21 protein-coding genes, 1 pseudogene and 1 other annotated feature are annotated in these 23,500 nt (G+C 39.6%); of the genes and pseudogenes, 14 read left to right on the top strand and 8 right to left on the bottom strand.

Annotated elements, in window-relative coordinates; all coding sequences use genetic code 11:
* Positions 1 to 41: 41 nt before the first annotated feature.
* From G7057_RS05840 to G7057_RS05850, 3 genes are all read right to left on the bottom strand, one after another.
* The gene (locus tag G7057_RS05840; protein ID WP_227004672.1) at positions 42 to 257 is read right to left on the bottom strand and encodes a hypothetical protein; all 216 of its coding nucleotides are present in this window, start codon (positions 255 to 257) and stop codon (positions 42 to 44) included.
* Between the two features lie 24 nt (positions 258 to 281).
* The gene (locus G7057_RS05845) at positions 282 to 1,997 is read right to left on the bottom strand and encodes an ABC transporter ATP-binding protein (RefSeq protein WP_166161999.1); all 1,716 of its coding nucleotides are present in this window, start codon (positions 1,995 to 1,997) and stop codon (positions 282 to 284) included.
* A 139-nt stretch (positions 1,998 to 2,136) separates the two neighbouring features.
* Positions 2,137 to 3,495 carry an ISL3 family transposase gene (locus G7057_RS05850; protein WP_076766430.1) on the bottom strand — a complete coding sequence of 453 codons (1,359 nt, stop codon included), beginning with the start codon at positions 3,493 to 3,495 and terminating at the stop codon, positions 2,137 to 2,139.
* A 526-nt stretch (positions 3,496 to 4,021) separates the two neighbouring features.
* Between G7057_RS05850 and G7057_RS11825 the strand changes: the two genes are divergently transcribed.
* A complete protein-coding gene (locus G7057_RS11825; RefSeq protein WP_172545084.1) occupies positions 4,022 to 4,405 on the top strand; it encodes a helix-turn-helix domain-containing protein in 384 nt (127 codons plus the stop codon).
* Positions 4,363 to 5,196, top strand: a pseudogene (locus G7057_RS05860) (IS3 family transposase); the annotation flags it as partial. The gene G7057_RS11825 and the pseudogene G7057_RS05860, both read left to right, overlap by 43 nt.
* 383 nt (positions 5,197 to 5,579) lie before the next feature.
* On the opposite strand, the gene G7057_RS05865 reads toward G7057_RS05860, so the two are convergent.
* The 5 genes from G7057_RS05865 to G7057_RS05885 all read right to left on the bottom strand — a co-directional run bounded on the left by G7057_RS05865 (position 5,580) and on the right by G7057_RS05885 (position 10,921).
* Positions 5,580 to 7,043 carry an MFS transporter gene (locus G7057_RS05865; protein ID WP_166162001.1) on the bottom strand — a complete coding sequence of 488 codons (1,464 nt, stop codon included), beginning with the start codon at positions 7,041 to 7,043 and terminating at the stop codon, positions 5,580 to 5,582.
* Between the two features lie 217 nt (positions 7,044 to 7,260).
* Positions 7,261 to 7,605 carry a hypothetical protein gene (locus tag G7057_RS05870; protein ID WP_166162003.1) on the bottom strand — a complete coding sequence of 115 codons (345 nt, stop codon included), beginning with the start codon at positions 7,603 to 7,605 and terminating at the stop codon, positions 7,261 to 7,263.
* 2 nt (positions 7,606 to 7,607) lie between these two features.
* Positions 7,608 to 8,045 carry a helix-turn-helix transcriptional regulator gene (locus G7057_RS05875; protein WP_166162005.1) on the bottom strand — a complete coding sequence of 146 codons (438 nt, stop codon included), beginning with the start codon at positions 8,043 to 8,045 and terminating at the stop codon, positions 7,608 to 7,610.
* A 325-nt stretch (positions 8,046 to 8,370) separates the two neighbouring features.
* The gene (locus G7057_RS05880) at positions 8,371 to 9,426 is read right to left on the bottom strand and encodes a P-II family nitrogen regulator (protein ID WP_166162007.1); all 1,056 of its coding nucleotides are present in this window, start codon (positions 9,424 to 9,426) and stop codon (positions 8,371 to 8,373) included.
* Positions 9,419 to 10,921, bottom strand: coding sequence for a DUF1538 domain-containing protein (locus tag G7057_RS05885; RefSeq protein WP_166162009.1), 1,503 nt, complete (start codon positions 10,919 to 10,921; stop codon positions 9,419 to 9,421). The genes G7057_RS05880 and G7057_RS05885 overlap by 8 nt, the downstream gene beginning before the upstream one ends.
* Positions 10,922 to 11,164: 243 nt before the next feature.
* Between G7057_RS05885 and G7057_RS05890 the strand changes: the two genes are divergently transcribed.
* From G7057_RS05890 to serS, 12 genes are all read left to right on the top strand, one after another.
* Positions 11,165 to 11,620, top strand: coding sequence for an immunoglobulin-like domain-containing protein (locus G7057_RS05890; protein ID WP_166162011.1), 456 nt, complete (start codon positions 11,165 to 11,167; stop codon positions 11,618 to 11,620).
* An 11-nt stretch (positions 11,621 to 11,631) separates the two neighbouring features.
* Positions 11,632 to 12,348, top strand: a complete 717-nt coding sequence (gene rsmG, locus G7057_RS05895) for a 16S rRNA (guanine(527)-N(7))-methyltransferase RsmG (protein WP_166162013.1) — start codon at positions 11,632 to 11,634, stop codon at positions 12,346 to 12,348.
* A 209-nt stretch (positions 12,349 to 12,557) separates the two neighbouring features.
* Complete coding sequence (locus G7057_RS05900) at positions 12,558 to 13,322, top strand: ParA family protein (protein WP_166162015.1); 765 nt, start codon at positions 12,558 to 12,560, stop codon at positions 13,320 to 13,322.
* Positions 13,312 to 14,202 carry a ParB/RepB/Spo0J family partition protein gene (locus G7057_RS05905; RefSeq protein ID WP_166162017.1) on the top strand — a complete coding sequence of 297 codons (891 nt, stop codon included), beginning with the start codon at positions 13,312 to 13,314 and terminating at the stop codon, positions 14,200 to 14,202. Before G7057_RS05900 ends, G7057_RS05905 begins: the two co-directional genes overlap by 11 nt.
* An 18-nt stretch (positions 14,203 to 14,220) precedes the next feature.
* Positions 14,221 to 14,424, top strand: a complete 204-nt coding sequence (locus G7057_RS05910) for a DUF951 domain-containing protein (RefSeq protein ID WP_166162019.1) — start codon at positions 14,221 to 14,223, stop codon at positions 14,422 to 14,424.
* A 36-nt stretch (positions 14,425 to 14,460) separates the two neighbouring features.
* A complete protein-coding gene (gene ychF / locus G7057_RS05915; RefSeq protein WP_166162021.1) occupies positions 14,461 to 15,561 on the top strand; it encodes a redox-regulated ATPase YchF in 1,101 nt (366 codons plus the stop codon).
* Positions 15,562 to 15,586: 25 nt separating this feature from the next.
* Positions 15,587 to 16,279 (top strand): DUF1129 domain-containing protein, encoded by a 693-nt coding sequence (locus tag G7057_RS05920; protein WP_166162023.1) that lies wholly within the window; start codon positions 15,587 to 15,589, stop codon positions 16,277 to 16,279.
* A 236-nt stretch (positions 16,280 to 16,515) separates the two neighbouring features.
* Entirely contained in the window at positions 16,516 to 18,000 is a 1,485-nt protein-coding gene (guaB, locus tag G7057_RS05925; RefSeq protein ID WP_166162025.1) for an IMP dehydrogenase, read from the top strand.
* A 487-nt stretch (positions 18,001 to 18,487) separates the two neighbouring features.
* A complete protein-coding gene (locus G7057_RS05930) occupies positions 18,488 to 19,180 on the top strand; it encodes a response regulator transcription factor (RefSeq protein WP_166162027.1) in 693 nt (230 codons plus the stop codon).
* 77 nt (positions 19,181 to 19,257) lie between these two features.
* Entirely contained in the window at positions 19,258 to 20,328 is a 1,071-nt protein-coding gene (locus G7057_RS05935; protein WP_166164098.1) for a sensor histidine kinase, read from the top strand.
* Positions 20,329 to 20,501: 173 nt separating this feature from the next.
* Positions 20,502 to 21,842: a serine hydrolase gene (locus G7057_RS05940; protein ID WP_166162029.1), complete on the top strand. Its 1,341-nt coding sequence runs from the start codon at positions 20,502 to 20,504 to the stop codon at positions 21,840 to 21,842.
* A 47-nt stretch (positions 21,843 to 21,889) separates the two neighbouring features.
* Positions 21,890 to 22,117: a binding site (T-box leader), on the top strand.
* Positions 22,118 to 22,164: 47 nt separating this feature from the next.
* Positions 22,165 to 23,466: a serine--tRNA ligase gene (serS, locus tag G7057_RS05945; RefSeq protein WP_166162031.1), complete on the top strand. Its 1,302-nt coding sequence runs from the start codon at positions 22,165 to 22,167 to the stop codon at positions 23,464 to 23,466.
* Positions 23,467 to 23,500 lie beyond the last annotated feature (34 nt).

Here is a 23,500-nt window from a genome sequence, read left to right on the forward strand (position 1 = left end):
CTGCAAAAAAAGGCTAGAAGATGAACTTCTAGCCTTTTCTCTTAATCATTCGTTGTGATACGGAATTCCTTATCACCTAAAACAATCACATTGACATTCCAACGTGGATGAAAAACAAGTTGGTTATCAACGACTTCTAAGGTGAGGTGAATCTCATCATCTCCTGCGGTTAGAAAAGCAATTCTTTTTTCTTCTAAATCGCTATAAATTCTGAAATGATCTGGATAGTAAAAGGTCCAATCGAAAAAGGTTATCATTAGGTTTCCTCCTGATTACAATCATTAATCTAAAAACTGTGCTTCATACAAGCGGCGGTAAGTGCCGTTAATGGCCATCAGTTCATCGTGAGTTCCTTGTTCAGAAATCCCTGTTTCATCAACTACAACAATACGTGTTGCATGTTTAATGGTTGCTAAACGGTGGGCAATAATTAAGGTTGTTCTACCTACTGCCAAGGAATCAAGTGATTCTTGAATGACTTGTTCTGTTTCGGTATCAAGTGCAGAGGTTGCTTCGTCTAAAATTAAGATCGGTGGATTCTTTAGGAACATACGTGCAATCGACAGACGTTGTTTTTGACCGCCTGACAGTTTCACACCACGTTCACCAATCACCGTATCTAATCCCTCTGGCATAGCAGCGATCACATGGTCAAGGTTGGCTAATTGAGCCGCGCGTTTAATCTCGTCTTCGCTAGCATCCAGTTTTCCATAAGCAATGTTTTCTCGAATGGTTCCTGGGAAGAGGTAAACATCTTGTTGAACGACACCAATCTCATTCCGCAGCGACGCCATCGTCACATCTTGAATATTATAGCCGTCAACCGTAATCTGGCCTTCCTTAATGTCATAAAAGCGTGGCAGCAAATTACATAGGGTTGTTTTACCAGCCCCACTTGGACCGACAAAGGCAACCGTCTCGCCTGCTTTAATCGTCAGGCTAATATTATCCAATACTTTTTCTGATTCGTCGTACCAAAAAGAGACATTCTCATAGGAAATATTCCCTTTTAAGCCGTCAACGCTTATAGCTCCTACTTTATCAGTAATCAGCGGCGGACGGTCCATCTCCTCAGCGAAGCGACGGAACCCAGCAATTCCTTTAGGATAAAGTTCAATCATATTATTAACCTTTTCAATCGGACGAACAAAAATATTGGATAGTAAAATAAATCCAACAAAGTCACCGTAACTTAGCTCACCTTGAATGGTGTAGTAAGAACCGAAGAAAAGGGCAAACAAGTTAATTAAACGAATAATCAAATAGTTATAAGACGAGCTCAAGCCCATCATTTTATAGAAGAGCAGTTTTGATTTGCGATAAGCTTGGTTTAAAAACTTAAAGCGTTCCGCTTCGTGATCTTCGTTAGCAAAAGCTTGAACAACGCGAATACCGCTGACCGAAGCCTCAATGCCAGCATTGAATTCGCCTAAGTCTTCATAAATGCGTGTGTTTACTTTCGTCATTTTGCGGTTGAAGTAAGACACTGCGAACATGATGAGTGGAATCAAGCAGACTGTCGCAATCGCCAATTTAGTATGGACTTGCAGCATCAGTAAAAAGGCCCCCAACAAGGTGATAATCGTAATGAAAATATCTTCAGGGCCGTGGTGGGCCACTTCTGAAATTTCAAACAAATCGGTGGTGAGACGTGTCATCAACTTACCGGTTTTGTTGTTGTCATAGTAACTAAAGCTTTGCTTTTGCATATGACTGAACAATTCTTGACGCATATCGGTTTCGATATTAACGCCTAGCTTGTGTCCAAAGTAGGTAACGATGTATTGCATAGCCGTGTTGATGACATAGAGTAATAACAAAGCTAAAGATGCGATAATAACGAGACTCCATTTGCCTGAAGGTAGAATAGAATCAATCACATTGTTGACCGCAACAGGAAAGGCCAACTCTAAGATGGCTGCAATAACAGCACATGTAAAATCAAGGATAAACAATGATTTATAAGGGCGATAATAGGAGAAAAATCGTTTAAGCATAGGAACCTCCTTTTTAATTAGTGACATCACTTAAACATACTCATTATTATGGCATAGAAAAAAAGAGCGGGCAACCGAGACACAAAAAAAGGTTCTCTGTCAAATCGTGTTGGTGACCCTATAATAGTCAAAGTGAGAATTAAATTCTCACTTTGGCTTTTTCTTTTTGTCTAGCTTGTTCGTCTTGATAGCGTAATGCCTTGGGCTCAAAATGATTGATAGTCAAGCGGAAACTGACCAGAATACGCGCACGGAGATTCGTGTAATTACGATAACCAAACCCAGATCGCTTTATGGTCTTAATTTTATTGTTAATACCTTCAATGGCGCCATTAGAAAGGGTATAAAAACAGGCATTGCTAATACCCACTCGATGTGTCACTAACGTTTGGACGGTGGTACGGATCTTTCTTGGTAATATCTGTTGTCTAGTGTCTTCTAAAATCGTGCTAAATTGTTCAAAATCATGCTGATAAAGGGCGAAACGGAGATGATTGACTAACATGTAAACCTGACGCAACTGTGGATCAAGGGACAATAAATAATCAACCATCATCTTTTCAGTCATCAGACCGTCATAAAGACGATGGGTTCGGTAATCACTCACATTTAATTCCCAGTCATTTTTTAAAAGCAACTTCCATTGTTTCTTTAACTTACGGTAATCCCTCGGGCGTTTACTGTAGAGATTATTCATCACACGAATACGATGTGTATTGAGTGCGCGATTGAGATGCTGCACGATATGAAAGCGATCAATGACAATTTGGGCGTTTGGAAAACACGTTTTTACCACTGCCATATAAGGCGAATACATGTCCATGGTGACCGTCTTCACGCTATAACGAGACTCTTTTGGATACCGTAAAAAATAATCAATGAGATGATCTTTTCTTCTGTCTTCAACGACATCCATTAACCGATGGTTTTGAGCATCAATAAATAGAAAACTCATCGCACCTGAGACAGCTCCAACTGACTTAAATTCATCAATAGAGAGATGTTGAGGCAAGTAGAGATGCTTAGAAGCTAGCGGTTTCGCAACCTGTCTAAGCACACGAATAACAGTACTCGTCGAAACAGACAAGTGCTGAGCTACCAATGTCATGGACTGTATTTCACGCAGCTCCATCGCAATAGTTTGTTTAATAATAGTGGAGATAAAACAATGGCGTTCAACCAGAGTTGTTTCAGCGATAAAAGTCTGATGACAATGCTTGCACAAGAAACGTTGTTTCTTTAGGCGTAGAAGAAGTGGCTGAAAATTGATGTGCGTCAGCTTAATGGTCGATACTTTTGTTCCATTCTTGATGATATCTTGATGAGATTGATTTAAAACACCACAATTGACGCAACAACGCGGTGTATAGGTCAATTTCCCCTGTATAATCATATGATTGATTTGGTTTAGTTTTTCAAATTCTACAGGAATATCTTCTAAAATAATATTTGGGTCTTTTATTCCGAACATTTTTTTAATACAATGAATTTGGGTCATGTGAATCCTCCTATTATTTGGTGTGGTAACTTAATTATAGGGGTTCACTGACCTTTTTTGTGTTTAAAAATAGAAAAAGGTGTTAGTGAATCATTTGATATGCTCCCCCTAAAGTAGACACTTAAAAAAGTAAAATTACTTTAGGGGGATTTTTATGCGTTCAAACAGTAAACATACAACTGAAGAAATCGAAAGATATATTTTGATGTATCTGAATGAAGGAATCAGTTTCAAAGAATTAAAAGAAGCCTATGGTTTATTAATTAATTGGACGTCCTTTTGGGATAAAGTCTTAAGATACCAAGAGCATGGAATTAGTGGGATTCAAGTTAAATCTAAGTCCAATAAATATAGCAAAGAATTTAAGGACTTAGTCGTGAAAGAATATTTAGAAGATAGATTACCTATAGGTCAGCTAGCTGTTAAATATAATATCCCAAAAGTTGATACTGTCAGGAGCTGGATAAACAAGTATACTAAAGGGGAAGAAATGAGGAGCTATTCTCCAAAATCCGAGGTGTATACGATGACAGATAAAAAATCAACACAAGAAGAAAAAATCAAAATAGTCCAAGACTGCCTAGCTAATAGTTTATCTTATAAAAAAACTGCTGAGAAGTATCAGGTATCCTACAATAACGTGTATTCATGGGTTCAAAAATATAAGAAGCATGGTCCTGACGGACTAGTAGATGGACGAGGTCGCGGCAAACCAAACTCTGTTCAAACGGAAGAAGAAAGAATCCGGGCTGAAAATGCAGCTTTAAGAGCACGAAATGAGTATCTAGAAACGGAGAACGTAGCGTTAAAAAAGTTAGAAGAAGTGGAAAGAGAGTTGATGTCACGCAAACGAGGTATGAAGCGGAATACCAAACGATCAAGAAACTACAAAAAGAAGGATACAAAGTAATCCATCTCTGTGATGCTTTGGGTGTGAGCAGAGCGGGTTATTATAAGTGGTTGAAACGCAAGCCGACTGCGTCGGAAAAACGGCTTCGAAAGCTTGTTGAATTAATCCTTCAAGTCTATGAAAAGCATAAAGGTATTTATGGCTATCGTCGAATAACTATCTATCTGAACCACTTCATGAACGCTAAAGTAAACCATAAGTGTGTCTATCGTTTGATGAAATTACTGAACTTGAAAGCTGTTATCCGTCAGAAACGATATCGTTACAAGCCCCACAATCCTGCACATATCGCCGATAATGTCCTCAATAGAGAATTCCGAAAGGACTATCAATCGATGGAAGTCTTATTAACCGATGTGACTGAATTTAAGTATGGAGAGAACGCCAAAGCTTATCTTAGTGCCATATTGGATTATGGCGAAAATAAGATCGTAGCCTTTAAACTATCGAAACGTAATGATAATGCCTTAGTTCGTGATACAGTTCGCCAAATTGAAGACAAGATTATATCAACCCAAACGCTTATTCATAGCGATCGGGGATATCAATACACGTCATACGACTTTAATAATTTTGTGAAGAAACATCAACTCACCCACAGTATGTCTCGTGTGGGAAAATGCATTGACAACGGTCCAATGGAGAACTTTTGGGGCATTATCAAAGAAGAAATGTATCGGCTGAAGACTTATATGAGCTTTGAAGAATTAGAGCGTGATATTGAACAATATATTGGTTTTTATAATACCCAACGGGTGACATTAAAAATGGGCTTAAGCATTCCGGCATAAAAAAACCATGCATGAACAGTATCATACATGGGACAAAGATTTTGTTTATTTACCTGTCTACTTGACAGGGGGCAGTTCAATTTCGATTCACCAACACCATATATTATAGAACCCAAAAAAAGACAGGGCTGGGAAATAACTCCAGCCCCTAAAGTATATAAGAATAATTGTTGCGCAAACGTGCTCAAAAAGGCAGCCCCGACGTCACTTTGTCATCATTGTTGTTGCTTTACAAACTTACAATGATGATACACTTGGGCTAAAGCCCACAGTGCATCTTTCAATGCTCGGATGATCTACGACCATCCTGTGCTTATTCGCTCCAGCGATTCGGGGCTAAACGCCTTTTCTCACACTCTATCTTTTTTCGGGTGAGTCATGATTTATTTGAATAGGTCATCTTTCTTTTTTTCTGAAATGGCTAATTGAACTTTGTCCATGGCTTCGCGGTTTAGTGGGTATTTGCGAATCAGGATGAAAACAAAGATGTAGAGAATGAGCGGAATGCCGAGTAGAATGAGTCCGCCGTTGAATAGGTTGTCAGTTAATGGTTCTGAAGCGTCGGGATAGGCCTCTTTAAAGCCAATACCGGCAACGATGAATCCGATGAAGATAGGCGCCAGTGATGAGGCGATGGAGTCGGTTAATGAAAAGACCGTTCCGATCAGACCTGATACAAAGCGGCCAGAACGTGATGTCTCAAAATCCGAAATGTCGGCGGACATGGTTAGGACAATAGAGTTAGGGTATGTTGATGAAATTTTCATTGCGATATAGGCGATACCAAATACAATTGGTAACAGACCGCCATTGCCAAAGATTTGCGTTGGGTCTCCTGATGTCCAAAGAATCGCTAACATCACTAACATTGCTGTCATCGCAATCAAGATTGAAACGGTATAAGATGTTTTCAAGTCTCTTCGGGTTGCCAAACGAGTGAATAAAACAACGACGATTAAGTTCGGTACAATTTGCCACAAGGATAGTTGACCTGACAAACCGTAATTGCCTAAAATAATACCGAATAAAATGACTAAAAAGGCTTGGTCACTCAATAATTGGGCGATAAATTTCATTAGACCACCGCAGATTGCTAGTGTTATCAGTGGTGTATTGCCTTTAATAACAGATAGGTAATCTTGTAGCGATTTGGTTTCAACCGTATCCTCACCTAAACCAAAGTATTCTGTACGGTCTTTGCGGCTGATTCCGATAATGGCTAAAACTGTCAAAACAGCAGATAAAATCATAATACCGGTTAAAAACTCCGTGAAAAAAGCTTGGTTAAATTCACCGTTATGACGAGGAGCGAGGAAGTTTGAAACAACCACTTGCCCCATAGCAAACACACCAATCGAACTAAATACGGTATCATAAATCGAGAATAATGGCCGCTGAGTAGGATCATTGGTCAATGCCGGTTGGGCAGCTTTCGTAACGGTTTGCTGGAAGGAATAAACAATTTTATGGAAGACGAGGGCAATTAAAAAAACTACAACTTGCGCTGCGCCGCTTAAGCGGTGAGTGCTAAACAAAAGTAAAAAAGAAAGAATGAGTCCGATATTGGAGACGAGCATCAATGGTCTGAATTTCCCCCATCGTGTATTGAATTTATCCATAACAATACCGATTGTTGGGTCAATAATCCCATCGAACAGCCGAGCAGCACCCAGTAAATTACTGACAAGCAAGGTAGCGAAACCAGCAATCCCTGTCGCATAATAAGTGAGAAAACCAAAAGCAAATAAATACAGGTTTGTGGCAGAGTTATTTAATGAGAAAAAGGCAATTTCCCATTGCTTAGCTTGGTGATAACGCGACGCTTGTCCATCTTTAAATTCTGACATGGTAGTTCCTCCTTAATAAAATTGTAAGCCTTTTCAATTATTATAGCACACAGGGTCAAAGAAAAGAATCTGGGTCAATGAAAATAAACAAAAATGGAAGAATAGGCAAAATGGGTTGCCTAGTAAGTTTTTATCGGATTAAAACATGACTTAACGTCATCAACCACGATAGAAACGCATTAGCACTATTTGCGAATTCTTCCTTATGTCTATTCTTTTATAAAATTCTGGAAACAGCTGTGATATCTGCCACTTTCATTATTAAATCAAACGGCTTTTTCTGTTTGATAGTCATCTTTACCCACTCTTGATCAACCGCTTGGATGGTGACAGCCATGGTTCCTGGCAGTGACATCAAATAAAATTCTAGGCTTTCAATTTGGCAATCTAAACCGATAAGTGATTTTAGTCGCTCTCGCCGTTCTTCTATTTGCTGTAGCTGCTCTAAGGCTTCTTTTTGCTTATCCTCTTGATAGTTTGGATCTTTACTTTTAAATAATTCAATTAGGTCATCTAAACGAGTAAAAACCATGATTGCTATGACGATTATAAATAGCCACATACTTATACCACCTCTTGTTTCATTCCAACGATATCTCTCAACATGAAGACACGTTCGATTCGTTGTTTCTTTTCGCTAACAATGACTTTCAAACTATGCTCACTAACTGCTATGACTTCGCAAGCTGTTACTTCCGTTCGACTTACCGATATCCAAGCATCTGAACTTGGCACGAGAAAGATCGTAATGGTTTGACCAACTAAATCAGATAGTAGGGGACTAATCGGTTTGCTTTTACCGACTATTTTTCCGACTAATTCATCGAGAGACACTTGAAATAAATTGGATAATTCGACTGCTTTGTCTAAGGCAGGTTGAGCTGTGCCATTTTCCCAATTTGAGATGGTTTGACGCGACACTTGTAGTCGCTCCGCCACCTCTTCTTGCGAGTAGGAAAATTCTTTTCTTAATTGATATATTTTTTCACTAAAATGAGTCATCATGTCTACCTCCTAATAAAAACATACATTATTCGCCTAATGTTGACTAGCAAATGTTATGTTCAATTGCGCAAATCATTTTAACATTTTGATAAAACATTGATTTAAAGGGGAAAATGTCGAGTGGCCGTTCAATTTTGGGCTCAGTCGACATAAAAAGCGGAAAAAGTGTCGAGTGGGCATTTATTTTGGGCTCAGTCGACATAAAAAACGAAAATCATGTCGAGTAGGTCCCTATTTTCCGCCTCACTCGACAGATTCACCTCATCCAGCAACAAAAAACTTGGGACGCTAGCTGTAGCTGGCGCCCCAAGTGATCTTATTTTCATTTATTTAACAAACCAACTGGTTCATGGATAGGGAAGACGAAAACAACGCCTTGACCGGGATCATCCAAACGGAATTTCTCGTTGATTTCTTTACAAATATCATACGTTGCGTCACGCTTTGTAATCACAATGACCACTTCACGTTCCGGTTCAATATCAGCAATCATCAAGCTATGGTCACGAACATGGGCACCTCTTGCAGAAAGAATGGTTGCACCTTGTGAGCCACCTTTTTCAGCAGCTCGTACGACATCACCGTCATAACCTTCTGGCACAATGGTCCAAATCGCATCGTAATGCGCTTCTTCATGTTCCCAGTCAGCTAGTCGTTCTTTAATATCATGTTCGCTATCTTCGTAGCCTTCTTTTTTCTTCAGCCCTCTGACTTGATCGATGGCAAAGGTAAAGAAGATGCCGGAATTTTTATCCTTTAAATTCAGTTTTTCAACCAGTCGATTTTTCATGTCGTTGGCCTTGTTTACTGGAATGAGCATTAAAACCAGTTCTTTTTCCGGTTCAATCGCAAAGTTAAAGATTTTAACCGATTCACGAGCAGAGCCGTGAGCTGGCAGAATCGTCCCACCTAGGAAGCTATCACGGTTACAAACATCCAAGACGTCGCTAGCTAGTCCCTTATCAACAATCGTACACATCCCGATTAAATCGGTGTGAAGGTTAGTGTCGGGCAAGCTATTTTCTGGTGCTTTGTGAGTGATGCCGAGTACGTGCGATAACTTGACTGTAAAGAGAATCCCTTGACTCGGTTTCTCGAAATGGAATTTTTCAGTTAACTTTGCCATCATCTCATCGACTTGAACAGTCGGAATGATAAAGATAATCACTTCGCGGTTGATGTCGCTAATCTCTAGCATTTGTAAAATGGCACTTGTAGCCGTTCCTTTACCGCGGAAGCTAGTGTAGCGTTTAATCCCAATTCGCTTGGCATATTGGGTAATTTTTTCAGCTTTATTTTGATTAACGATGACAGTTAAAAGCGTGTAGTTCTGGTCTAATTCAGAAAGACTTGTTTGTGACAGCATTTCTTTATTCATAAACCTCACCCTCCGTTTTTTTATGATCATTTTTGGTGCGTAGTCGATAAATCCAACCTAGCAATTGTACCGTAATGATTGGCGTAATAGCAACTAGAGCAATCACACCAAAGCCATCGGTTAAGACATTCGCCATCGGATAAGATTCAGCGATTCCTTGCGTATAAGGAAGGATGAAGGTAGCCGTCATCGTACCTGCAGCAACACCGCCGGAATCATAAGCAATCCCAACGAAAATATCGGGAACGAAATAAGAAAGAACGATGGCAATAATCATACCTGGTAATAGGATATGCCAAAGTTGCAAGGCTGGCACCATAATCCGTAAAATAGATAGGCCAACTGCTGCACCAACACCGATACAGAGACTGATCATAACCGTACGTGATTTAATCGCACCGGTCGTTTCACGTTCGATTTGTTTGTTCAAAATGTAAACAGAAGGCTCTGCCGGAATTGTGAGAACACCGAAGACGGCACCCACTAAAATAACAAAGAAAGCAGAGTGGTTTTCAGCCAGTAAAAAGCCTAAACGACGGCTGGCATCCATGAAGCCGGCATTTACCCCAGTTAAGAATAAAATTAATCCGACAACAGTATAAAACAAACCAACAGCAATACGTTGTAGCTCACGTTTTTTCTTTTTCAAACTAATCGCATTGATAATTAAAAACAAAGCAAGAACGGGTAAAAGAGACAGTAACGATTCCATAGCAGTCGATGGAATCATTTGAGTAAAGGCACTGATAACTGACACAGAGGCCACCTCATCCAGCGGCAAAGCACCGGTTAGTTCACCTTTTCCACCGATAATCCCCATTAATAAAACACCCACGATTGCACCAGAAGACGCAATCCCTAATAGACCGAAGCTATCCGAATCCTCTTGGCTACCACTACGGGTAATAGCAGAAGCTCCGGCTGCCATCGCAAGCATAAAGGGAACCGTTACCGAACCAGTTGTTGATCCGGAAGCATCAAAGGCAATCGCTAAGAAATCCCCGCTTGAAAATAGGGCTAAAATAAAAATAAGTCCGTAAATGATGGTCATGAAGCGGTTCAAGGGGATGCGTTTTAAAATACGATACATACCCAGAGCGATTAACAGACCAATCCCTAAGGACACGACAATCACAAGTAGCATTTGTGGAATTAAATGATTCGTTACAACACTGACTTGCTTAGCTAAAATATGAAGATCGGGTTCAGCGACTGAAATAATAAAACCAAAAAGGAAGCTGCCGAGAACAACTATTTTCATCTTATTGGTTTGGATGAGAGAATGACTCATATCTTCGCCAATCGGACTAATACTGATATCAACGCCGAGTAAGAAAAGCGGCATACCAATTAAAATTAATGCAGAACCGAGCAAGAAACGGCCAAGAATGACGCCTTCTAGCGGTGTGACAAAAAAGTGTAATAAGAGAACAGTCCCCACAATTGGGAGAACGCCAATGGCTATTTCTCTAAATTTTTCTGTTAGTGCGTTCAATACACAAAACTCCTTTCGAAAGATAGTAAATGAACACTCTTTTTGAGCATATCTTTATTTCTACTATAAAATTATAACAAAAATAGCTAAAGGTGTCTAATAATTGAATCTAAATATAGTTATGAAAACACTCGTTTTTTACTTTTAAAATGATTAGTGTTGAATAGGAGGGTCCATTTACCATAAGATTCATGTATAATAGAAAGGAAAAAGTCAGCTACTCTAAAAAGGACGTGAACAGAAATGATTCTTCAAAAGAAAAATGTGTTTATCCTTACTCTTTTATTGCTACTAGCTTTCTTATCTGCTTGTCAAAAAACGGTAGATTTAGAACCATCGTCGTATCAAGATTCAGACTTAAATCAATTGGATGGTGTGACTATGCTAGTGACGCCGACTGAACATCCTGTAACAACCGAATCAATCGCACTAACCATCAAAAATGAATCCAATGAAGAACACTCTTACGGGGTTGAGTTTAAACTGGAAAAAGAAATAGATGGTGAGTGGTATGAGGTGCCCTTTGAAGGAGAGGTATCTTGGATTATGATTGCTTATATTTTGGAAGCAAACAGTGAAAATAATGAAACGATTAGCTTTGACTTATTAGATAAGAATACGCTGACTGAAGGAAACTACCGCCTTATTAAACAAATTAGCGGGCAAGCCATTTCGGCAGCATTTACATTAACAGAATGAGGGAATAATAAATGAATCCAGAACAATTTAAAGACGCACTTGCAAAAGCGGGCGTTAACTTAAACGACCAGCAAATGGTGCAATATCAACGTTATTATGAATTGCTCGTTGAGTGGAATGAAAAAATTAATTTAACAGCAATTACAGAAAAAGAAGAGGTTTATTTAAAACACTTCTATGATTCTGTCACACTAGGCTTGCATGTTGAGGCCTTTCAAACACCGATTTCCTTATGTGATGTGGGAGCTGGTGCAGGTTTCCCAAGTATTCCATTGAAAATTGCTTTTCCAGAAATTAAAGTAACGATTGTTGATTCATTAAATAAACGAATCCAATTTTTACAACTGTTAATTGATGAATTAGGCTTAAGTGGTGTCTCTTGCTTCCATGACCGTGCCGAAACATTTGGTCAAAATCCAAGATTTAGAGCACAGTATGACTTTGTAACAGCTCGCGCTGTTGCGAGAATGAGCGTGTTGAGTGAGCTTTGCTTGCCATTAGTTAAAAAAGGTGGCTACTTTGTAGCGATGAAGGCAGCAAGTTCACAAGACGAATTGGATGATGCTAAAAAAGCGATCGCAACACTAGGTGGTAAAATTGAAGAGGATTATGCCTTTGAATTGCCATTAGATGCTGGTGAACGCCACATCGTTATGATTAACAAAACAAAAGAAACACCTAAAAAGTACCCAAGAAAACCAGGAACACCAAATAAGAGCCCACTATAAGCCAATAAAGCAAGCGAAAGGGTATTTTTTTAACAAGCTTTTTGGTACAATAAGTTGGTATATGAGGACGAGCTTCCTATTAAGTATTTTAGAAACTATACATGAGCGATAAATGATGCAGTCATTTTGAAGAATGCGTAAGAGAAAAGATGCTCATTAACATTTTTTCTCTTTTTTTATTTTGACTAAGAAGAACTGGAGGAAAGTAGATGGCACGGATCATTGCAGTTGCAAACCAAAAAGGTGGTGTTGGTAAAACAACCACTACTGTCAACCTAGCAGCAGCATTAGCATACTCAGGAAAAAAAGTATTGCTGATTGACAGTGATGCACAGGGGAATGCAACAAGTGGATTAGGAATTTCAAAAGCAGATGTAGACAAGGATATTTATGATGTTTTGGTTAACCAGATTTCAATCGCAGATGCCGTTCAACCTTCTTCACGTGAGAATTTATGGGTAGTGCCAGCAACGATTCAGTTGGCAGGAGCGGAGATTGAATTAACTAATCAACCCCATCGAGAAGCAAGATTGAGTAAGGCATTGGCAGATTTAAAAGATGACTATGATTATATCTTCATTGATTGTCCGCCATCATTAGGTCACTTGACCATTAATGCCTTTACAGCAAGTGATGCTGTCTTAATTCCTGTTCAATGTGAATACTATGCCCTTGAAGGATTAAGTCAGTTACTAAATACCTTCCGTTTAGTGCAAAAGCACTTTAACAAAGATTTGAAAATTGAAGGTGTGTTATTAACGATGTTGGACGCCCGCACAAACTTAGGGTTTGAAGTCGTTGAAGAAGTGAAGAAATATTTCAAAGAGAAAGTTTATAAGACCATTATTCCACGTAATGTTCGTCTCTCTGAAGCACCAAGTTATGGTCAGTCTATTATCGACTATGATATTCGTTCAAAAGGAGCGGAAGTTTACCTAGAACTAGCAAAGGAAGTGTTAGCAGATGGCGAATAAAAATAGCAAAGGCTTGGGCCGCGGCATTGACGCACTATTCAGTAGTTTTGAAGATATTGAACAAATTGACGAGAAAACAGAACAGGTTCAAGAAATTAGCTTAGATGACATTCGCCCTAACCCTTACCAACCGCGTAAAACCTTTGACGAAGAGGCTCTAAAAGAGTTAGCCGATTCGATCCAATTAAATGGTGTCTTTCAACCGATTATTTTACGTCAATCAAGCGTAAAGGGGTATGAAATCATTGTCGGTGAGCGCCGTGTTCGTGCGTCTCGCTTAGCAGGGAAAGAAAGCATACCAGCGATTGTCCGTGAGTTTGACGAACAAGCAATGATTGAAATCGCGGTGATTGAGAACTTACAACGTGAAGATTTATCACCCTTAGAAGAAGCTGAAGCTTATCAAATGATGAGTGATAAATTGAAACTGACGCAAGCTCAAGTTGCAGAACGTGTTGGTAAGAGCCGCCCATACATTGCAAACTACTTACGCTTGTTAACTCTGCCAGAAGACGTAAAGGTGTTGCTTCGAAATGGCGATTTAACAATGGGACAAGCGCGCACCTTATTAGGGTTAAAAGACCAAAAACAGATGAGTGAACTGGCTAAACGAGTTGTTCAAGACGGTATTACTGTTCGTCAATTGGAACAACTGGTACAACAGATGACAGAGCCAACTGAGACGAAAGAAAAGAAAAAACGTCAAAAGATTGCAAAACCATCTTATATTTTGGAGAGTGAAGAGCGTTTGATGGATCGTTTTGGGACATCCGTTCAAATCACGCCAAAAGGTGAACAAGGAAAGATTGAAATTGAATACTTATCACCAAACGATCTCGATCGTATTTTAGAATTATTAAATGTTGAATTTGATGATTAGAAAGGGGTGCTTCAGCAAATGAATCACAAAGAGTATGACCTTCATGATGTTGTTGAGATGAAAAAACCGCATCCCTGCCAGAGTAACTCATGGGAAATCATTCGGATGGGGATGGATATCCGCATCAAATGTCAAAAATGCGGGCAAATGGTTTTGATGCCACGCCGTGATTTTGAGAAAAAAATGAAAAAAGTACTAATTAAAGCTGCCGTTGCTGAATAGTAACAAAAAGCTTAATAATAGAAAGAGTGGGAAAGTATGTCATTAACAGCTGGGATTGTAGGGCTACCAAACGTTGGTAAGTCTACTTTATTCAATGCAATTACAAAAGCAGGAGTCGAAGCCGCTAACTATCCGTTTGCGACCATTGATCCAAACGTCGGTGTGGTTGAAGTACCTGACAGCCGTCTAAATAAATTAACAGAATTAGTTAAACCAAAGAAAACTGTACCAACAACATTTGAATTTACCGATATTGCCGGAATCGTAAAAGGTGCCAGCAAGGGTGAAGGATTGGGAAATAAATTCCTAGCAAACATCCGCCAAGTGGATGCTATTTGTCATGTGGTGCGTTGTTTTGAAGATGAGAACATTACTCACGTTAGTGGTAAAGTAAGCCCGTTAGATGATATTGAAGTGATTAACTTAGAATTGATTCTTGCTGACTTGGAGTCAGTTGACAAGCGCCATACACGCGTAAGTAAAATTGCCCGTACGAAAGACAAAGAAGCGCTACAAGAATTAGCCGTTCTTGATAAAATGAAGACTGCCTTGGAAGCTGGAAAACCAGCCCGTACAGTTGAAGTAACGCCTGAAGAGGAAGTGATTGTTAAAGGCTTGTTCCTATTAACAACGAAACCTGTTCTTTATGTAGCTAACATTTCTGAAGAAGATGTGATGGCTGGCGAAGACAACGACATGGTAAAAGAGGTTCGTGAATTTGCGGCTTCTGAAGGTGCAGAGGTTGTTACCGTAAGTGCACGTATTGAAGAAGAAGTGGCTGATTTAGATGATGAAGAAAAAGCTGAATTCCTAGCAGAAATGGGAATTGAAGAGTCTGGTTTAGACCAATTGATTCAAAAAGCATACACGCTATTAGGATTAGGAACTTACTTTACTGCAGGTGAACAAGAAGTGCGTGCTTGGACATTCACATTGGGTATGAAAGCACCGCAAGCAGCAGGTATTATTCACTCTGACTTTGAACGTGGTTTTATCCGTGCAGAAACAGTGTCGTACGATGATTTAGTATCTTACGGAAACATGTCAGCTGCAAAAGAAGCAGGACGCGTTCGCCAAGAAGGAAAAGAATATATTGTTGCTGATGGCGATGTTATGCTTTTCCGCTTTAACGTATAAGAGATCATCCTAGGAGGACTGCAAGGTGGCAGAAACGAATACGCAACAAACCAAAGAAGAACTACAAGCAGCAAATACAGCATTGTGGGAACAGTTAACAAAACGTAACGAACAATATATGCTTGGTTTAGACAAAGTTTTAACGGCAGCGAATTACGATGAAGATAAACGTGCGACACTCTACAATCAAATGATGACAGAATTAGCAGAAAATCAAAAAACAGGTGTGACAGCACGCCAGTTATACGGAACAGTTTCTGAATGCGCAGAACGTATTCTTCAACAACCAGAAGAAGCACCAGGACGCTCGTCAGACTTCCTAATTGCTATGGATGGTGGCTTATTATTAGGCTCTATGTTCGCTTTAATATCAGGTATTAGCTTGTTTACAGCTGATGGAGCAGATGCACAAAAAGGGATGGGGATTATCAGCTTGCTGATTAACTTTATCATTGGTGGTTTAGCGATGTTAATCATTTCTAAATTTACGCCGAATCCTGATGCACCAAAAGGAAAACGTGGCTATGGCAAGTATATTCTAGCAACAACAGGGGCAATGTTAATATGGATGTTAGCCATGACCTTAGCAACAGCCTTTATTCCAGTAAGCATTAATCGTGCGTTGCCGGCAGTTGCCTACTTGATCATTGCAGGTGTGGGCTTTGCAGCTAAGATTTACTTTAAGAAAAGACTCCGCATCACAGGCGGTATTTTCTAATAAATAAGAAGAAGTTTGGCAGTTGCCAAGCTTCTTTTTTTATTTGCCGAAATAAGTGAAACACGAACAAATTATAAAAAACAAGGAATGAAAGGCAGTGGAAATGGGCTAAAAACCGAACGATAACTTTTTTAAAAATAAAAAATGAGATTTTTCACTTTATTCTTGACGCGGCCTTGAATGGGTGTTAAGTTAGTCATTAAAAAATTGTAGCGAAAAAGGAGAGAGATATTAGGATGTCTAACTGGGAATCAAAATTTGCAAAAGAAGGTTTTACGTTTGATGATGTGCTTTTAGTACCCGCAGAAAGTCACGTGTTGCCAAATGATATTGACGTATCAGTTCAATTAGCTAAAAATATTCTATTAAATGTACCGATTATGAGTGCGAGTATGGATACTGTTACCGAAGCTGAGATGGCAATTGCGATGGCACGTCAAGGTGGATTAGGGGTTATTCATAAAAACATGTCCATTAAAGCGCAAGCTGATGAGGTTCGCAAAGTAAAACGTTCAGAGAGTGGCGTAATTATTGATCCCTTTTTCTTAACACCAGATCATTTAGCATCTGAAGCAGAAGCATTGATGAGTAAATACCGTATTAGCGGTGTACCCGTTGTTAATGATATGGAAGAGCGTGCCTTGGTTGGGATTTTAACGAACCGTGATTTACGCTTTATTGAGGACTACCAAGTACCGATTGGTGAGGTCATGACGGAAGAGCACTTAGTGACTGCACCTGTAGGTACCTCTCTAAAAGAAGCAGAACGGATGCTTCAAAAATATAAGATTGAAAAATTACCGCTTGTCGATGAAGAAGGGCGCTTAGCGGGTTTAATTACCATTAAAGACATTGAGCGCGTGATTGAATTCCCTAACTCAGCTAAGGATGAGCATGGTCGTTTAGTAGTAGCTGCGGCAGTTGGTGTGACGAGTGATACCTTTGAACGTGCGCAAGCCTTGTTAGATGCTGGCGCAGATGCAATTGTCATTGATACGGCTCATGGCCATAGTGCTGGTGTACTCCGTAAAATAAAAGAAATCCGTGCTCAATTCCCAGAAGCAACCTTAATTGCGGGGAATGTCGCAACTGCTGAAGGAACACGCGCGCTTTATGATGCCGGTGTTGATGTTGTAAAAGTAGGGATTGGACCTGGTTCAATTTGTACAACGCGCGTTGTTGCAGGTGTTGGAGTTCCACAAATTACGGCAATCTATGACGCTGCTGGTGTGGCTCGTGAGTACGGCAAGACTATTATTGCCGATGGTGGGATTAAATATTCAGGCGACATCGTTAAAGCGATGGCAGCTGGTGGTCATGCCGTTATGTTAGGTAGTATGTTAGCAGGTACAGATGAGTCACCAGGTGAATTCGAAATTTTCCAAGGTCGTCGTTTTAAAACTTACCGCGGAATGGGAAGTCTAGCAGCTATGGAAAAAGGGTCAAGTGACCGTTACTTCCAAGGTGGCGTTAACGAAGCCAAGAAACTTGTACCAGAAGGTATTGAAGGTCGCGTCGCTTACAAAGGTGCTGCCGGCGATATTATTTTCCAATTATTAGGCGGAATCCGTTCAGGAATGGGTTACGTTGGTGCTGGTAACTTAGAAGAGTTACGCGAAAATGCCCAATTTATTCGTATGTCAGGTGCTGGCCTAATCGAGTCTCACCCACATGATGTGCATATTACAAAAGAAGCACCAAACTATTCGATTAATAGATAATAGAGATGAGATGCTGGGATAAAATCCCAGCATCTTTTTTATAGACTAGGGGATTATAAGTTCAGCCATCAATGTCTAGCTCCCAAGTCCTGACCTAGTGAAAAAAAGATAAATTTGCCCCATTGCGCGCTTCGCTGCTCGCTAACGCATATCATTCGACTAACCCGCTGAAGCGTGAAGTCTCCTGACAATTCAGGGTCAAATTTCCTATTTTTTCATAGGCCAAGGCGGACTTGTCCGCTTTTCTTAGTCTTGTCTATTTATAGCGCAAACGTGTTCCAAAAGGCAGCCCCGACATGCGTTAGCCGAACAATACTCGAATGGTCTACGACCACCCTGCGTTTTTTCGGTCCAACGATTCGGAGCTAAACGCCTTTTGTCACACTCTCTATGCTATAATCATTGTATAAAATTGTTATTTTCTTAATTATTCCTTTACTTTCATTTGTTAAAATAAGTAGACAAAAACAGAAAAAGAGGTGTAGGCATGGCAAAGATTTTGATAGTTGATGACGATCATGAAATCGTTGAGCTTTTGAGTATATATAGTAAAAACGAAGGTTACGAAGCAATAAAGGCTTATAACGGTATGGAGGCTTTGCAACTCTTAAAACAAAACTTAGATATCCAATTAATTATTCTTGATGTGATGATGCCTAAAAAAGACGGCATTAGTGTATTAAAAGAACTAAGAGATCAAGATAACCATATTCCTGTTTTAATGCTTAGCGCTAAATCAACCGATATGGATAAAATCCAAGGGCTGACATCAGGAGCAGATGACTATGTTTCCAAACCGTTTAATCCTTTGGAAGTTATGGCTCGTATTAAATCATTGTTGCGCCGCTCCTCAATGGCACAACAAGAAAATGAGCAGAGTATAATTGAAATTGGCCCACTACTAATTACTAAGGAATCGCATGAAGTAAAGACACTAACAGGCAAGGAAATCCAATTAACAGCTTTAGAATTCGGTATTTTGTATCTATTGGCAAGCAACCCGAATCGCGTATTTAGTGCCGACGAAATATTTGAACGGGTTTGGCTACAAGAAAGTATCGTGTCAGCTAAAACCGTGATGGTCCATGTTAGTCACTTACGCGATAAAATTGAAAAAGCGACAGCAGGCGAGAAAGTGATTCAAACCGTCTGGGGCGTAGGCTATAAGATTTCAGAGTGAGAGAGGCCAATAGTGTGTTAAAAACAAAATTAACTAAGAAAGAATTTGGGGAACTCATCTTTGAAGCGATTGTCACCATGGGGATTATGTACTTTATCTACATGGGGTTGGTCCTTATCTTCAATCGGGTGGTTCAATCTCCCCCACCAGAACTATTAAAGTGGGATACGTTATGGGAACTAACGTTATTTGTTGATTTGGTGTTAGTCCGATACCGTCGCTTTATCTTGGTGACAGCGACTATTGTTGCCATGCTATTTACATGGTGGCGGTTGTATCGTCGCTATAAACAAATGCAGCTGCGCCATGTTTTGGATGAATTGCGTTATGTGGCGGCAGGTAATTTTGAGCATCGCATCGAAGCTAATTTATCTGGAAATATGAATGATGTTGTTCATAGCATTAACCGCCTTGTTGAAAGTACGGTTATGGCTATGGAAGAAGAACGAAAAATTGAACAATCTAAAGATGAACTCATTACGAATGTCAGCCATGATATTAGAACACCACTTACATCTATTATTGGCTATTTAGGACTCATCGAAGAAGGACAATACAGCTCTGAAGAAGACTTGAAACGTTATATTCATATTGCTTATACCAAGTCCTTGCAGATGAAGGTACTGGTTGATGATTTATTTGAATATACTAAGGTAAGACAAACCTCGACTCCTTTGACCGTGCAAACTGTTAAACTCGACCGTTTATTAGAACAGATTGCCGCAGAGTTCGAGTTGGAATCCAGCCGTAAAGAGATGGCGATTGAAGTAGAGATGAAAACCAAAGAGCTACAAATTGAGTTTGATGTCGATAAAATGGCACGCGTTTTTAATAACTTAATTTCAAATGCTTTAAAATATGGAAAAGATGGCAACTTGATTCGGATCGAAGCCGATAAGGTAGGTTCAGAAGCCGTTGTCTCCGTTATTAACAATGGTAAGATGATACCCAAAGAATCACTGGACGAGCTCTTTAATCGCTTTTACCGCGTAGAAGCTTCACGTTCCCAACAAACGGGTGGCACCGGCTTAGGTTTGGCTATTGCGCAGAGTATTGTGTCGCTTCATGGCGGCTATATTTATGCTGAATCCAACGATAAAGAAACTAAGTTTGTGATGCATCTGCCTCTCAAACAAACGAACTGTTAACTCGCTACGTACGGGTCCACCCGTTAGCGAGTTTTTTTATTTGAATGCCAAAAAAAGCTGGGAAGTTGTTGTTTTTTTAAGCAATTTCCGATACCATGAGTAAGGATGTTTGAATGAACATAATGGATAATATATATTTATAGATGCTAATTGAAATGGAGAAGGTTATAGAAATGAAAATGAATCACTTAAAAAAATGGACAGTCGGCGCTCTTTCAACAGCTATGGTAGCGAGCAGTGTTTTATTTGCACCTGCAGCTTCTGCAGCAGTAGAGCCTATTACGGTAGATGCGAAAGCAGCTTTCGTTATCGACAATGAAACAAATAAAATTTTATTTAACCAAAACGGTGATGAGTCATTAGGAATTGCTTCCATGACAAAGATGATAAGTATTTATTTGGTACTAGAAGCGATTGAAGCAGGACAAATTAATTGGGATACACAAGTTCCAATTAGTAGCTACGCATTAGGCATTAGCCAAGATTATGAATTATCGAATGTACCGTTTCGAGTTGATTTTACATATACTGTAAAAGACTTATATGAAGCGATGCTAATTTATTCAGCAAACGGTGCGTCAATTGCTATAGCAGAATTAATTGCTGGGTCAGAGGCTGACTTTGTTGATATGATGACAGCTAAACTAGATGAATGGGGTGTGACAGACTACAGCATCTATAACTCAACTGGTCTTCCGAACTATTATGCTGATCAATACGGCGAATTGTATCCGGGAGCAGCAACTGATACAGAAAACCATATGACTGCTCGTGGCGTTGCCGTAGTAGCAGACCATTTGCTAGATGACTACCCAGAAATCATCGAAACATCTTCTATTGTAGAAAAAACCTTTATGGAGGGTTCAGAAGATGAAATTAATATGCTAACTTACAACTATATGCTTCCCGGTATGATTTACTACCGTGAAAATGTAGATGGGTTAAAAACAGGAACAACAGATGATTCAGGTGCATCATTTACGGGAACAGCTGTTGAGAATGATATGCGTATCATTACTGTTTTAATAGGCGCAACTGACAATGAGACACGTTTCATGGAAACAAGCCGTTTGATGGATTTTGCCTTTGATAACTTTGAAAAAGTAACAGTTATCGAAAATGGCTCAGCTGTTGAGACAGAAGGAACCATTTCTGTTGCTAAAGGTAAGGAAGAAGAAGTTGGCTTGATTTATGGCAATGATTTGACTGTTGTCACACCAATTGCCGAAGATCGTCAAATTGATACAACCTTAACGCTAAATAAAGATCTTCTTAATGAAGATGGTATGGTTGAAGCTCCAATTGAAAAAGGAACTGTTGTTGGTAAAGTTGCTGTCTCAATTGAGGGAGATGACTTAGGTTACTTAGGCTCACAAAGTGATGAAGTTAGTGTTGCTGTAGCGACAACTGTTGAAAAGGCAAATGCCTTTGCTTTAGCTTGGAGATGGATTGCAAGCACAACTGCTAAAGGATGGAACGCAGTAACTGACTTTGTAACAGGTTTTTTCAACTAGTTGATTGACCTTTGCTATTCAGTTTAGTAAAATAAAAACAACTTAATATGAAGCTAGGCATGTGATTAGTAAATATTTGTAATAGGCGTAGAGAATCGGTGGTTGGTGAAAACCGATGTGTTACTTTATTGAATCCACACATGAAGCAAACAATGAAAACAATAACCATTGACTAAATTGTTTCGGGTCACCCCGTTATCGTCTGAAAGTGCAGCTGTGCTAGGTACAGCTGAACTTGGGTGGTACCGCGAACTTACAGCCATTTCGTCCCAATTGATAGGGATGGAGTGGCTTTTTTTATACAAAAAAGGAGGAAAAAGAAATGTTAGATATGAAGAGATTAAGAGATGACTACGCTGAAGTCAGCCGTAAATTAGCGGAACGTGGGGTAGATGAATCATTATTAAAGGAGTTTACAATTCTCGATGAGCAACGTCGCCACAAAATTGTCGAAACAGAAAATCTAAAGCAACGTCGTAATGCTGTATCTCAAGAGATTGCTACTTTAAAACGTAACAAAGAAAATGCTGATAATGAAATCGCAGAAATGAAAACAGTAGGAGACCAAATCAAGCAATTGGATGCTGATCTAGCAGAGATTGAAGAAAAAACGAGCTATATCGCAAATCGCTTACCTAATATTGCCAACGATTCAGTACCTGTTGGTGAAGACGAAGACCAAAACGTTGAAGTAAGAGTATGGGGAACAGCACGTGAGTTTGACTTTGAACCAAAAGCTCACTACGACATTGCAGAAAACTTAGGCATTCTTGATTTTGAGCGTGCAGCTAAAGTAACCGGATCTCGTTTTGTCTTCTATAAAGGATTAGGTGCTCGCCTAGAACGTGCGTGCTACAATTATATGTTAGACCTACATACAGGTGAACATGGTTATACAGAAATGATTCCACCATATATGGTGAATGAGAAATCAATGTTTGGAACGGGACAATTCCCTAAATTTAAAGAAGATGTCTTCCCAGTTGTTGACGACCGTAACTTCTCAATGATTCCTACAGCAGAAGTACCGCTAACCAACTACTACCGTGATGAAATCTTATCTGAAGATGATTTGCCTGTTTACTTTACAGCGATGAGCCCATCATTCCGTTCAGAAGCAGGAAGCGCAGGACGAGATACAAGAGGATTAATTCGTATGCACCAGTTCCACAAAGTTGAAATGGTGAAATTTAGTAAACCAGAAACATCATACGATGAATTAGAAAAAATGACTGATAATGCAGAATCTGTTTTAAGAAACCTAAACTTACCACACCGCACCATCGTTTTATGTACGGGAGATATGGGATTCTCTGCAGCTAAAACATATGACGTTGAAGTATGGGTGCCAGCGCAAGATATGTACCGTGAAATCAGCTCTTGTTCAAATACAGAAGACTTCCAAGCGCGCCGTGCTAAAATTCGCTTCCGTAACGAAGAAGGCAAACTTGAATATGTCCATACCTTAAATGGATCTGGACTAGCAGTTGGCCGTACAGTCACTGCCATTCTAGAAAATTACCAAAACGAAGATGGATCTGTTACTATTCCAGATGCCCTTGTTCCATACATGGGTGGCGTAACTAAAATTACAAAAGAAAATGCCCTAGGTAAAATCAATTAATACTATATAGAAGAAAGAGTATGCTAAACTAGAA

Source organism: Jeotgalibaca arthritidis (genome assembly GCF_011100465.1).
Taxonomy (GTDB): Bacteria; Bacillota; Bacilli; order Lactobacillales; family Aerococcaceae; genus Jeotgalibaca; species Jeotgalibaca arthritidis.